This is a genomic window from Variovorax sp. LjRoot84, assembly GCF_964254305.1.
Classification (GTDB): Bacteria; Pseudomonadota; Gammaproteobacteria; order Burkholderiales; family Burkholderiaceae_C; genus Variovorax.
In genome coordinates this window covers 167,128-179,452 of record NZ_CAXUTE020000001.1, presented here as the reverse complement: position 1 = coordinate 179,452, position 12,325 = coordinate 167,128, and the positions used below count along the sequence as shown (strand labels likewise).

General features: G+C 69.4%; 14 protein-coding genes. 6 read left to right on the top strand and 8 right to left on the bottom strand.

The features are described from left to right. Nucleotides 1–459: a VOC family protein gene (locus ACSQ9I_RS00950; protein ID WP_093104490.1), complete on the bottom strand. Its 459-nt coding sequence runs from the start codon at nt 457–459 to the stop codon at nt 1–3. A 130-nt stretch (nt 460–589) separates the two neighbouring features. On the opposite strand from ACSQ9I_RS00950, the gene ACSQ9I_RS00945 reads away from it, so the two are divergent. The 3 genes from ACSQ9I_RS00945 to ACSQ9I_RS00935 are packed head-to-tail and all read left to right on the top strand — an operon-like array spanning nt 590 to nt 2,772. Next, nucleotides 590–1,294: a phosphatase PAP2 family protein gene (locus tag ACSQ9I_RS00945; protein ID WP_093104491.1), complete on the top strand. Its 705-nt coding sequence runs from the start codon at nt 590–592 to the stop codon at nt 1,292–1,294. A gap of 33 nt (nt 1,295–1,327) precedes the next feature. Next, nucleotides 1,328–1,570 carry an acyl carrier protein gene (locus ACSQ9I_RS00940; RefSeq protein ID WP_093104493.1) on the top strand — a complete coding sequence of 81 codons (243 nt, stop codon included), beginning with the start codon at nt 1,328–1,330 and terminating at the stop codon, nt 1,568–1,570. Further along, entirely contained in the window at nt 1,567–2,772 is a 1,206-nt protein-coding gene (locus ACSQ9I_RS00935) for a beta-ketoacyl-[acyl-carrier-protein] synthase family protein (RefSeq protein WP_436311977.1), read from the top strand. The genes ACSQ9I_RS00940 and ACSQ9I_RS00935 overlap by 4 nt, the downstream gene beginning before the upstream one ends. A gap of 10 nt (nt 2,773–2,782) precedes the next feature. Here the strand turns inward: ACSQ9I_RS00935 and ACSQ9I_RS00930 are convergent, their stop codons facing one another. Next, nucleotides 2,783–3,121: a hypothetical protein gene (locus ACSQ9I_RS00930; RefSeq protein WP_436311976.1), complete on the bottom strand. Its 339-nt coding sequence runs from the start codon at nt 3,119–3,121 to the stop codon at nt 2,783–2,785. 49 nt (nt 3,122–3,170) lie between these two features. Further along, nucleotides 3,171–4,133, bottom strand: coding sequence for a LysR family transcriptional regulator (locus tag ACSQ9I_RS00925; protein WP_436311975.1), 963 nt, complete (start codon nt 4,131–4,133; stop codon nt 3,171–3,173). 97 nt (nt 4,134–4,230) lie between these two features. Between ACSQ9I_RS00925 and ACSQ9I_RS00920 the strand changes: the two genes are divergently transcribed. Next, nucleotides 4,231–5,466: an MFS transporter gene (locus ACSQ9I_RS00920; protein ID WP_436311974.1), complete on the top strand. Its 1,236-nt coding sequence runs from the start codon at nt 4,231–4,233 to the stop codon at nt 5,464–5,466. Here the strand turns inward: ACSQ9I_RS00920 and ACSQ9I_RS00915 are convergent. Then, a complete protein-coding gene (locus ACSQ9I_RS00915) occupies nt 5,463–6,293 on the bottom strand; it encodes a phosphate/phosphite/phosphonate ABC transporter substrate-binding protein (RefSeq protein WP_436311973.1) in 831 nt (276 codons plus the stop codon). The genes ACSQ9I_RS00920 and ACSQ9I_RS00915 overlap by 4 nt on opposite strands. A 219-nt stretch (nt 6,294–6,512) precedes the next feature. On the opposite strand from ACSQ9I_RS00915, the gene ACSQ9I_RS00910 reads away from it, so the two are divergent. Continuing rightward, nucleotides 6,513–6,647 carry a hypothetical protein gene (locus tag ACSQ9I_RS00910; RefSeq protein WP_280142623.1) on the top strand — a complete coding sequence of 45 codons (135 nt, stop codon included), beginning with the start codon at nt 6,513–6,515 and terminating at the stop codon, nt 6,645–6,647. Here ACSQ9I_RS00910 and ACSQ9I_RS00905 read toward each other — a convergent pair. Together ACSQ9I_RS00905 and ACSQ9I_RS00900 are read right to left on the bottom strand one after the other, a co-directional pair. Further along, nucleotides 6,614–6,976, bottom strand: coding sequence for a nuclear transport factor 2 family protein (locus ACSQ9I_RS00905; protein ID WP_436311972.1), 363 nt, complete (start codon nt 6,974–6,976; stop codon nt 6,614–6,616). The two genes, ACSQ9I_RS00910 and ACSQ9I_RS00905, sit on opposite strands and share 34 nt — an antisense overlap. 81 nt (nt 6,977–7,057) lie before the next feature. Next, nucleotides 7,058–7,936 (bottom strand): LysR family transcriptional regulator, encoded by an 879-nt coding sequence (locus tag ACSQ9I_RS00900; protein ID WP_436311971.1) that lies wholly within the window; start codon nt 7,934–7,936, stop codon nt 7,058–7,060. Nucleotides 7,937–8,043: 107 nt separating this feature from the next. Here ACSQ9I_RS00900 and ACSQ9I_RS00895 point away from each other — a divergent pair, with 107 nt between their 5' ends. Next, entirely contained in the window at nt 8,044–9,030 is a 987-nt protein-coding gene (locus ACSQ9I_RS00895) for a DMT family transporter (RefSeq protein WP_436311970.1), read from the top strand. A gap of 19 nt (nt 9,031–9,049) precedes the next feature. Here the strand turns inward: ACSQ9I_RS00895 and ACSQ9I_RS00890 are convergent, their stop codons facing one another. Both ACSQ9I_RS00890 and ACSQ9I_RS00885 read right to left on the bottom strand, forming a co-directional pair. Further along, nucleotides 9,050–10,195, bottom strand: coding sequence for a tetratricopeptide repeat protein (locus tag ACSQ9I_RS00890; protein ID WP_436311969.1), 1,146 nt, complete (start codon nt 10,193–10,195; stop codon nt 9,050–9,052). 59 nt (nt 10,196–10,254) lie between these two features. Further along, nucleotides 10,255–12,279: a bifunctional metallophosphatase/5'-nucleotidase gene (locus ACSQ9I_RS00885; protein ID WP_436311968.1), complete on the bottom strand. Its 2,025-nt coding sequence runs from the start codon at nt 12,277–12,279 to the stop codon at nt 10,255–10,257. Nucleotides 12,280–12,325: the final 46 nt, after the last annotated feature.

The window sequence follows — 12,325 nt, the reverse complement described above, 5'->3', positions numbered from 1 at the left end:
TCAGCCGCCGTCGTAGGCCTTCTTCAGCGCCGCGATGTCCAGCTTTGACATCTTCATCATGGCTTCCATGGTGCGCTGCGCCTTGGCCGGGTCCTTGTCCTGCAGCATGGTGCCCAGCGCATTGGGTATCACCTGCCACGAGAGGCCGAACTTATCCTTGAGCCAGCCGCAGGGCTGCGGCTCGCCGCCGCCCTCGGTGAGCCGGGTCCAGTAGTTGTCGATCTCTTCCTGCGTCTCGCACTTGATGAAGAAGGAGACGGCCGGCGTGAACTGGAACATCGGCCCGCCGTTCAGGCCCATGAACTCCTGTCCTTCGAGCTCGAAGCTCACGCCCATCACCGTGCCGCCGGGTCCGGGGATCACATTGGTGATGCGCGAATTCTTGAAGATGGCGGTGTAGAACTTCGCGGCCTCCTCGGCCTTGCCGTCGAACCACAGGAAGGGAGAGATCTTCTGCATGGGATTCCTTTCGAAAGGGCCGTAACTGAACTTGAAGGTTCAGTATCTGATTTGGGCCGGGCTCTTGTCAAGGGCCCCGCTCAGGCATGATCGACCCGGTCGAAACATCAACGCCCCGATCGACCCTTACATGGCGCCCTCCCCTCCACAGACCTGGACCGCCGACATCGGCCTGCGGATTCGCCGCCACCTGGCACTGAAGATCGTCGGCGTCACGGTGTTCACCTGGCTCTTCTTCATCGGCTACTTCCACATGCTGCGCCACCCCGACTTCGCGGTCACGGTGATGCCGCTGACCGCGCTCGACCACCTGATCCCGTTTCAGCCGCAGGCGCTGGTCGCCTACTTTTCGCTCTGGCTGTATGTGGGCGTCGCGCCCGGGCTGCAGCTGAGCTTTCGCGAGCTGGTGGTCTATGGCCTCTGGGTCGGCGCGCTGTGCCTGACCGGGTTGGGCCTGTTCCATTACTGGCCGACGCAGGTGCCGCTCGCGGCGCCGGCCTCGGACTTCCCGGGCTTTGCGCTGCTGCAGGGCGTGGACGCGCCAGGCAATGCCTGCCCCTCGATGCATGTCGCGGTCGCGATGTTCACCGTCATCCGCATCGACGACGTGCTGCGCCGGGCGCGCACACCGGTCTTCGTGCGCCTCTTGAATTGGCTGTGGTTCGCCGCCATTGCCTGGTCGACGCTGGCGATCAAGCAGCACGTGGTGCTCGATGCGCTGGCCGGCGCGCTGCTCGGCATCGCCTTCGTGCTGCCCTCGCTGCGCTGGCGGCCCGGCCCGCAGCGCGTGGCCCGCGCCATTTTCGGTCGAGCGGATATCATTCCCCATCGATGAGGCCAGGGCCGGCGTGAGGACGGAAATCGCACAATGAGCTCGCTGAAAGTATTACAGGATCTGATCCACGAGAAGTACGGCATCGAGGCGGCGGCGCTCGACCCTCACGCGTCCATGCGCGACAAGGGATTCGATTCGCTGACGCTGGTCGAATTCGTGTTCGCGATCGAAGACCACTTCTCCATCTCCATCACCGACGACGACGCGAACAGCGTCGACACGCTGGCCGGCCTCGCGGCCATGGTCGACAAGGTCAGGATGGCGCAGGCCAAGTGACAACCGAGGTCGCCGTCACTGGTCTGGGCCTCGTCGCGCCGCATGGCGACGATCCGGGCACGGTCTTCGATGCGCTGATGCGCGGCGAATCGGCGCTCGGACCCGTCCTCCCCGAGCTGCCCAAGCCGGCCGCCGCCGCCACGGTGGCCTTCGACGAATCCCGCTGGTTCACCAAGCTGCAGCTCGCCGGCGTCGACCGCGTGAGCCAACTGGCCGTGGCCGCGGCTGACCTGGCGGTGCGCGATGCCGGCGCGCTCGGCAACGTGGACCCCGAACGCATCGGCATCTACGCCGGCTGCGGCATGGGCGGCGCGGGCGCTCTCGAGGCGGCCTACCGCGGCGCCGGGCGCATGCCGCCGCTCACCATTCCGGCCTTCATGCCCAACGCGCCGGCCTCGCAGGTGGCGATGCGGCAGCGCGTCCAGGGCCCGGTGCTCACCTATTCCGTGGCCTGCGCCTCGTCGGCCGTGGCCATTGCCGAGGCAGCCAAGGCGGTGCAGCGCGGAGAGGTCGACATCGCCATCGCCGGCGGCAGCGAAGCGCTGATCGTGCCGGGCGTGTTGCTGGCCTGGCAGGCGATGCAGACCCTGGCCGGCTTCGCGCCCGGCGAGGCGGCCAGCGCGATCCGGCCCTTTGCCACCGACCGCAGCGGTTTCGCGCTCGGCGAGGGCGCGGCCTTCCTCGTCCTCGAATCGGCCGAGCGCGCACGCCTGCGCGGCGCGCGCAGCCATGCCACGCTGGCCGGCTGGGGCATCGGCTGCGACGCCACCCACCTGACCAAGCCCGACGCCCCGGGCCAGGCCCGCGCCCTGCGCGCCGCGTTGCGGCAGGCCGGCCTGCAGCCGCGCGACGTGGGCTACTGCAACGCGCACGGCACGGCCACGCGCATCGGCGACGTGGTCGAGCGCAACGCGCTGGCCGAGGTGTGGGGCGAGGCGCTCGACGATCTGCGCGTGAGCTCGACCAAGGCCCTGCACGGCCACCTGCTCGGCGCCGCCGGCGCGCTCGAGGCGGTGATCACCGTGCTGGCGCTGGCGCGGCGCCAATTGCCGCCCAACGCGCATTGCCAGACCATCGACCCGGAGTGCAGCCTGAACCTGGTGCGCGAGGCCGGTGAAGCCGCGCCGCAGCTCGAGGCCGCGATCAGCAGTTCCTTCGCCTTCGGCGGTACGAACGCGGTGCTGCTGTTTCGCCGCGCGTGAACGTCGGCTGCTAGTACTTGATCGTCACGCCGGCCTTGATGCCCGCGTTGCTCTTGCCGTCCGAATGGGCGCCTGCCGAAAAAGACGTGTTGCCGCCCGTGCTTGCACCGAGCGAATAGTTGGGCCGGGACCCGGAGGTGTCGACGCCGCCGTACGCGCCGCTTCCGTCGAGTCGTTGCGTGCCGATCGTTGCGCCATTCGTGCGGGCCGAGGTCTCGGTGGGCGACACGTTGGGCGCGACGTAGAGGGTGCCCTGGTCGCTGCTTTCCACGGGAAGCTTGAGCGGCTGCGCGAGAGCGCCGGCGCAGCATGCGGCCAAGGCCAGGGATGCGAGGATGGATTTGCTCATACGGATTGGATGGTCAGGTCGACGGGTGGCGGGAGCCATGGGCCCGTGATCAAGGCCTGCGTAGGATAACTTCTTCGCGCTGGCGCATCCCCACCACCGCCGGCATGGCCTCCCGCATCGCCTCGACGAAGCGGCGCAGCCTGGCCGGATAGAAGCGGGCGTGGGGATACACCACGTAGACAGGCAGTGGCGCGGCGCACCATTGCGGCGCGAGCTGGATCAGCCGGCCTTGGGCCAGGTCCTCGGTCAGCAGCCAGGCCGACCCCACGCCCGCGCCCAGCCCCAGCACCGCGGCGTGGCGCAGGGCCAGCAGACTGTCGGTGCTCATGCGCGGCCGGATCGCGAAGCGATGGGTTTCGCCGCTCGCCGCATGCGTGAGCGTCACCTCGTTGCGGTAGTAGGTGCGCAGCGCCAGCCAGGGCAAGCCCGCCAGCTCGGAGGGGTGCGCCGGCACCGGCGCGCCGGCCAGCACCGAGGGCGCGGCGACCACGATGCGCGGCACCTCGGCCAGCTTGATCGCGACCAGCGCGGGGTCGCCGACTTCTCCGATCTGGATGGCGCAGTCGATGCCGTTGGCGATGAAGTCCTGCGTATCGTCGTGCAGCAGCCACTCGACCGTCACGCGCGGGTAGCGCCGCAGGAAGCGGGCCAGCGGTTCGACGAGCTGCGACTGGCCGAAGGCATGCGGCGCGATCACGCGCAAGCTGCCTTCGGGCTCGTCGCCGGTGCCGCGCAGGTCGGCTTCGAAGGCCTCCCAGTTCGCGAGCAGTTCCTTGGCGCGCTCGAAGCATCGTTCGCCGTCTTCGGTGAGCTTCATCGCATGCGTGGAACGCTGCAGCAGCCGCACACCGAGCGACCGTTCCAGGACCTGCAGGCGGCGGCTGACGGTGGGTTGCGTCGATCCCATCTGCGCCGCCGCCGCCGAAAGGCTGCCGGCTTCCACGATGCGGACGAAGGTCTGCATCAGCGCGATGCGGTCGGCGGAGGCCGAGGGTGAGCCGGGTTCTTTCATACGAGCAGCGTATATCAATTGTGCGCGGCTTGCGGCTACCACCGAGAGCACTCAAACCTCACACTCCGTCCCTCAAGAGTTTCTAAGGGTTAACACCATGTCTGGTATTCACTGCTCGCATGCCAGAGCAGCCGCCGTACCGGCCCCGGAGCCGGCCCGCGCGGCCCAGGGCCTGCCGGCGTCGCTGGTTCTTCTGCTCGCGACCGCGGCCGGCCTCGCCGTCGCTTCGATCTATTACAGCCAGCCCATGCTCGGCGTGCTGGGTGCGGACATCGGCGCCTCCGACCGGGCCGTCGGCTTCATCCCGACGCTGACGCAGCTCGGCTACGCGCTCGGCATCCTGCTCTTGGCGCCGCTGGGCGACCGCTACGACCGGCGCCGCATCATCCTGCTCAAGGCGGCCGTGCTCGGCGCCGCGCTGCTGCTGGCCGGCGTTGCGCCCTCCATCGGCGCGCTGCTGGTCGTCAGCCTGGTCATCGGCCTGGCCGCGACGATGGCCCAGGACATCGTGCCGGCCGCCGCCACGCTCGCGCCCGACGCCCATCGCGGCAAGGTGGTCGGCACGGTAATGACGGGGCTGCTGCTGGGCATCCTGCTCTCGCGCGTGGCGAGCGGTTTCGTGGCGGAGCACTTCGGCTGGCGCGCGGTGTTCGTTGCGGCCGCGGCGAGCATCGCGCTGATCGGCGCCGCCGCATGGCAGCGGCTGCCGCGCTTCCAGCCCACTACGCAACTGGCGTACGGCGCATTGCTCGGTTCGCTGGCCCAGCTGTGGCAGCGCCATGCCGCACTGCGCCGCGCGGCGCTGGCGCAGGGCCTGCTCTCGGTCGGCTTCAGCGCCTTCTGGTCCACCCTGGCCGTGATGCTGCACGGCGCGCCGTTCCACCTCGGCAGCGCCGCGGCCGGCGCCTTCGGGCTGGCGGGCGCCGCCGGGGCGCTGGCCGCGCCCATCGCCGGCCGCATCGCCGATCGCCGCGGGCCGGAACTGGTGACGCGCCTGGGCGCGGGGCTGGTCGTGCTCTCCTTCGCGGCCATGGCGCTGGCGCCGCTGATGCAGCCGCACGCTCGGCTGGCGCTGCTGGTGGCCTGCGCCATCGGCTTCGACCTCGGCATCCAGGCCGCGCTGATCGCGCACCAGACCATCGTCTACGGCATCGAGCCCGGCGCGCGCAGCCGCCTCAATGCCGTGCTCTTCGTCGGCATGTTCATCGGCATGGCCGTCGGTGCGGCGCTGGGCAGCCTGCTGTTCGCCGAATGGGGCTGGATGGCGGTCACGGCGCTCGCCACTGCGGCGGCCGGCGCGGCGCTCGCAGTGCGGCTTTGGTCGAGGGCCTAGATCCCGAGCCAGTACATCAGGCTCTTCTCGACTTCCGCCGAAGGCGCGATGAAGCCGGAATAGGTCGAGGTGGCGAGCGCGCGCTTGCCGCCTTCCGACTGGCCGAGCCCCAGCAAGGTGTCGCGCACCGTGGCGACCGCGCTCGCATCGAGCTTGCTCGATGCGAGCCATTGCTTGATGGGGACGGCGCGCGATTCGGCGCAGGTCTTGCCGCCGGTGGACTTCCAGGCCTTGACCACGCCGGCAGATGCGGTGGCGCCGTAGGCGGCGAAGCCGTTCTGCACGTAGAAGGGCACCGCGTCCTGGTAGCGCGTGTTGGTGGTCTTGACCGCGCCGTCCTGCAGGCCCTGCTCGCGCAGCATCGCGCGCGTGATCACCGAGGTGATGGAATCCGGGTCGGGCATGACCAGGCTCTTGCCGGCGATCTCCTTCCAGTTGGAGATCGTCTGCAGGTCCTTGCACAGGAACGAGACCTTGTATTCGGTGAAGCCCGCGGTCCAGGCGAGCGTCTTGTAGTTGCCGGCCTTGGTCGCTTCGAAGGCGATATGGGCCGGATGCACGAAGGCCAGATCGACCTGGTTCTGCCTCAATGCTTCGCGCGCATTGGCGTACGAACTCAAGACCTTGAGGGTCACGGGCTGCTTGAGCGCCTTGCTCAGTGCCTCGGCGATCGGCTCGAACTTGGCTTCTATCTGGCTGTCGCTGGCCTTGTAGGTCACGCCCTCGGTCACGCCGAGCACCAGCGCATGGGCCGGAGCGACAGCGGCCAGCAGAAAAGCCGCGGCCCAAGGGGCGAAGCTTGCGTTGCGATCGACGCGGTGTTTCATCAAGGATGTCTCGAGTAGTTGCGAGCCCGCAGAATAGGTCAGGGGCCCCGCGCTGCGGTCAACGCGCGCCAACGCCAGGTAGAACTTTCGAGTCAAAGTGCGCAACTTCGCGTATTGATCCGGAATGCGCCGCGCGCTGTAGGTCATGCGCCGACATCCAGCCGCGCCTTGCAACGGCAGAATCGTGAAGAAGTGCCCATGCGCTCCAAGGAGACGACCATGACCTATCGAAAGCTCACTCTTGCGCTGGCATGCATCGCCCTGGCAACGCTCGCCGCCTGCGATCCGAAGCCGCAGCCGCCGAAGGCAGCGGCAGCCGATCAGCTGCTGAGCTTGCAGTCGGCCGGCGTTTGATGGTGCGCCACCAGTTGCCAGCGGCCGCCGGTGCGAACATAGACCGAACTGCATTGCGCGCGATAGGCGCTGCCGGTGCTGCCGCGATCGGCGGCAGCGGCGTAGACCAGCACGGCCGTGCCCTCGACGGGATCGAGCAGATGCTGATTCGCGAACTCGACCCGACGCCAGCGCTTGTCCGGCTCGATCGAGGCCAGGATCTGCGCGCGTCCCATCATGCCCACGGGCTGCGGAAAGACCATGCGCGCATCGACTGCCAGGTGCTGCTCGTAGAAGAGCGCGTCACCGAGCCAGAGCCGCTCTTCCAACGCCCACAGGTCTTCTTCCATGCGCCGCAAACTCACCCGGGACGGTGGCGCCCGGCGTAGGAAACGAGGCTTTATCTTCCACGGACAAAGCCGACGGGAAGCTCAGCCCCAGGCCTCCAGCACCGCGCTGCGCACCGCATCGACCGCCGTCGTGCGGCTGCTCCCGGCCGCTTCGACCCAGCACAGCCAGGTGTGCGAGCGCCAGCCCCGCCAGATCTTCAGCTCGCCGTTGCGCTCGGCCTGCTCGGCCTGGTCGACGCGCAGAAGCCCGGCGCCCAGGCCGACCGCAACCATGCTGCGGATCGCGCTCTCGCTGTCGGCCGTCCGCGCGGGGCGGTATTCGCGGCCGACGCTTGCGAACAGGCCGTCGAGGTGCGCGCGCAGGATGCATGAAGGCGGCGTGCCGACCCAGGGCAGCTGGGTCAGGGCCTCGAGATCCAGCGCGGGGTGGGCCTCGGCGAGCGGCAGCGGCAGCGCCACCGCCAGGTCGACGACACCGAGGCGTTGCAGCACGAGGCCGTCGAGCTTTTCGCTGTCGCTGAGCGCATAGGCGCAGTCCAGCTCGCCGCGCCGCACGCCTTCCAGCGTCCGGTGCGACAGGCCCTGCTGCAGTTGCAGCGAGACCTGCGGATGGCGCTCGGCCAGCTTCACCAGCACTTCGCCGAGCCGCAGCGCAACCGGATCGACCACGGTGCCGAAGCGCACCACGCCCTGCGCCGCGCCGCGAATCTGCTCGGCCGCCGAGCGCATGCGCGTCGCCGAGGCCAGGGTGCGCTCCGCTTCCTCCAGCAGGGTGTGGCCGGCTTCGGTCGGCGTCATGCCGCGCGGCGTGCGCTCGAAAAGCTTGACGCCGAGTTCGTCTTCCAGCGCCTTGAGCTGCGCACTCACGGCCGGCGCGCTGGTGAACACGCGCTCGGCCGCCCGCGTGAGGCTGCCCTCGCGCGCGATGGCCACGAAGGTCTTGAGTTGGTAGAGCTCCATGTCGCAAATTGTGAGCGCGCCGGCCGGATTCGTCTGTTCGCAAATCCTGAGACCCCGGTCCAAAGAAACGAATGGTCAATGCGGGCCCCGATGCCGATATTCGGCTCATGTTCAAGACCATCCACCCACGCGCGCTCGGCATCGCCGCGCTGCTCGCCGCCACCTCCACCTGGGGTGGCATGTTCCTCGTCAGCAAGAACGTTCTCCACCACGTCGATCCATTCTGGTTCACGCTGATCCGCTACAGCCTCTCCGCGCTGGTGTTCGTCGCCCTGCTCGCCCCGCGCGGCGCGGCGCCCTGGCGAAAGCTGCGCGCCCACGCCGGCCCGCTGGCCCTGCGCGGCATCGCGGGCTTCGGCGTGTTCAGCGTGCTGCTGCTCACGGGCCTCGCCCATTCGCTGCCTTCGCACGGCGCGGTCATCATGGCCACCACGCCGATGACCGCACAGCTGCTGCGCTGGGTGCTCGACGGCGTGCGGCCCACGCGCGCGACGCTCTCGACCAGCGCGCTGGCGCTGGCCGGCGTGGTCGTCGTCGCGGGCGTGCTCTTCCCGCACGGCGCAGAGGCCGGCGCATCGACCGCCTACGGCGACGCGATCGCCCTCCTCGGCACGCTGGGCTGGGTCTGGTACACGCGCGGCGCCACCCAGTTCGCCGACCGGCTCGACGTCGTCGAATACACCGCGCTGACCGTGCTGACCGCCTGGCCCGTGCTGCTGCTGGGCGCGTTGCTGGCCACCGCCTTCGGCCTGGCCGCGGTACCGAGCGCGCAAGGCATGGCGCTCTCGTGGCACGTGCTGCTCTTCGTCGGCCTCGTGCCCTCGGCCATGGCCGTGCTGGCCTTCAATCACGGCGTGCGCACCCTCGGTGCGGTGACGGGCACGGCCTTCCTGAACTTCATCCCGGTGTCGGCGCTCCTGATGAGCGTGGCGCTGGGCAAGCTGCCCTCGGGCAACGAGCTGCTGGGGATGGCGATGGTGGTCGGCGCCCTGCTGATCCATACCGCGAGCAGCCGGACGGGTGCTGCGGCGCCGGTTCGCGGCACCGCACTGGCGAAGCGCAGCGGCAGCGGTGAGTGCGGCGCGACCTCGTGAGGCAACGAAAAACGGGCGCTCAGGGCAACGCGATCAGTTGCAGCGCGAGTCGCAGCCCGCTTTCATAGGCCTCGTCGAGCGGAATCGCTCTCGAAGGCCGCGCCGATGCAGCGGGGTCGACGGCACTCGGCGACGGCGTGGCCGGCGCGATCTCCAGCAAGGACCGCCACCGCGACGCAGGCAGCATCACGGCCTCGCGCTCGGAGCCCTGCAAGGCCATGCCCGCAAGGCGCCCGTTGGCGTCGAGCACCGGCCCGCCGTGCGGCCCGTCGGCGACCTCGATGCCCAATCGCCGAAGGCCGGCGTTGCCCTGAAACGAACCGAGGAAGCCCTGCCGCAGCCACGGCCATGCGGCGACGGCGGCGCCCGGCGCGGCGTATTCCAGCGCGAAGCCCGGGCTTCCCGCGAAGGGATCGCGCGCCGCCACGGCCTGCGTTCCCGTCGCGTCCAATGCGGCCTCAAGGCGCAGCACCGTGACGCCGAGCGCCTCGAGCGCTTGCGCACTGGCGTCGCCGTCGATCCGCGCGCGCGTGGTCTGCCCGAGGCCGTTGCGCACCCACAGCGTGCCGGAGGCCGCCGAGCGCGCGGCCGAGCTCGGCACGAGTGCGAGCGTGCCGTCGTTGATCAGCACACCGCTCGAGACGATCCGTGCCGCCTCCGGAATCTCTGCCTGCCCGCGCGCCATCACACCCTGGGGTGCCATCCGGTGCGGCGTTTGCAGCAGCGGCCCCGCCGCCACCGGCAAGGGCTTCGCAAGAGCGCTGCGCGCCTCGATCAGCACGGGATCCTGCGGCAAGCGTGCGAGCGTCTCGTTCAGCACGCGCTCGGCGAACGCGGCCTGGCCGCCGGCGCGCAGCAGCCACGCGTACAGCGCGCCGGCCGGGGCCGATTCGAGGTGCGCGCCGGCGGTGTGCGCGCAAAAGGCGAGTGCGCGCCGGTACTGCCCGGCCTGCATGTAGGTGCGCACCAGTCCCATCTCGGTGTCGGGCGCGTGCAGCATCAGGGCGGCACGGTCGAAAGCGTCGGTGGCCGCCGCGATGTCGCCGCGCACGAGCTCCGACTCGGCGCGGCCGAGCAGCGCCGAGCGGGCTTCCATCCGCGTCGTGTCCAGCACGCGCATGTCCGTGATCGCTGCCGGCGAACGCGGCTGCGCATCGGCGCGCATGCCCGGCAGGCCGAGCGCGATGCAGGCGATCGCGACGACGGACGCAGCCCGGTTGCCAGTCAGGGCAGCACCGTGATGCGCGGGATCGCCAGCGCCGGCAGCGTCGGGTCGTAGGGGGGCTTCGGCGACTTGTAGCCGGCGTTCAGGTAGGCAGTGAGCGCATCGATGTCCTGCGCGCCGCCGAGCACGTTGGTGCCGCCCAGGAGCACCGTGAAGCCGTCGCCGCCGGTGGCCATGAAGTTGTTGACGGTGACCCGGTAGGTCTTGGTCGGGTTCTGCACCACGCCGTTGGCCACGATGGTCTCCGGCGCGCCGGTCGCAACCGGCGGCGTGACGGTGACGTCGGTCGGCGTGAGCACCACGTCGACGATCTTCGAGCAGGGTGCGGCGGCGGCGCTCCACGAATACTTCAGGCCGTTCGACGCCTGCATGATGCGCTGCTGGATCTGGCCCTGGCAGCCGACGAACTGCTGTTCGAGCAGGTTCTTCAGCTGCAGCGCGGTCAGCGTCATCGTCACCAGGCTGTTGCCGAAGGGTTGCACCGTGAACGCGTTGCCGTAAGTCACGTTGTACGGGTAGCTGGCACCGGCGATCGCGAAGCCGGGGTTGCGCACGCCGCCGGCGTTCATGAACGCCATCACCGCGCCCCCGAGCGCGGCCGGCTGCGTGGCCTGCAGCTGCGCGTCGGCGATCAGGCTGCCCGCCGGCATCTCGCCGGCGCTGTTCGCGGCATTGGGCAGCGGCGCGGCGATGGTGCCGATCACCGCGTTGGCCAGCGGCGACACCAGCGCGTTGTAGCCGTCGACGATGTTCTTCACGCTCGGATCGGTGGCGATCGCGTTGTTGATCGCCACGTCCGTGCGGTCGACCAGCCGGTTGGTCGCCGACACCGCCAGCACCTTGTGCGAACGGGGGTGGACGCTCAGGTCGATGTCGGTCAGCACCCGGCCGAAGGCGCTCGCGCTCGTGACCGGGACCAGGCGCCCCTCGCTGTTCGGCAGGCCGGTCGGGCGCGGCGTGCTGACCGCCACCCCGTTGACGTTCTTCACGTCGACCGTGTTGGCGGAGCAGTTGTAGGCCGCGTGCGTGTGGCCGCTGATCACCAGGTCGACGCCGTTGCGCAGGCGCTTGACGATGTTGGCGATCTCGGAGTCGCTGCCGTCGGCGTTCTTCAGGTTGCCGTCGCAGCCATTGATGTCGCCGACGTTCGGGCTGGTCTGGAAGCCGCCCTGGTGGACGAGCACGACGACCGCGTCGACGCCCTGCGCGCGCAGGCGCGGGATCAATGCGTTGACCGTCTCGGCCTCGTCACGGAACTCGAGACCGGCGACGCCAGTCGGCGTGACGATGCTGGGCGTGCCCTTCAGCGTCATGCCGATGAAGGCCACCTTCACGCCACGGAAGTTCTTGATGCCGTAGGCCGGCAGCAGGGTGCGGCCGGTGGCGGTCTCGAACACGTTGGCCGACAGCCACTTGAACTTCGCACCGTCGAAGGTGCCCAGTGCGTTGGAGCCCACGCCCTTGCAGCTGTTCGGGTCGGGGACGCTGTTGGTGAGCTTGCAGCCGCCGTTCTGCAGCCGCTTCAGTTCGGCCGAGCCCTTGTCGAACTCGTGGTTGCCGACGGCATTGAACTCGAGCCCGATCTTGTTCAGCGTCTCGACCGCCGGCTCGTCGAAGAACAGGGCCGAGATCAGCGGCGAGGCACCGATGAAATCGCCGGCGCCGACGACCACGTTCAGCATGTTCTGCGCCTTCAGCCGCGCCACGTAGGCCGCCAGGTACTCGGCACCGCCCACGGCCGGACGCTGCGCCGCGGGGACCACGGTGTTGATGCCGAAGGTGCCGGGCGACTGCAGGTTGCCGTGGTAGTCGTTGAAGCCGATGATCTTGATCTTGATGGGCTCGCGCGGGCGACCGTGATGGTCGTGGTCGTGGTCGCGATCGCGATCATCGTCGTGGTCGTTGAAGGCGATGGTCTTGATCGGCTGGGCCGAACGGGCCTGAACAGGCGCAGAGACCAAGCCGATGCCTGTGACGGCAACGGCAGTCAATGCGCAGCTCAGCGCGAAGTGGCGGATCGTCATGGCAGGGTCCCTCCTGGCCCATCGAATTGCGGCAGCGCTGTTCTTT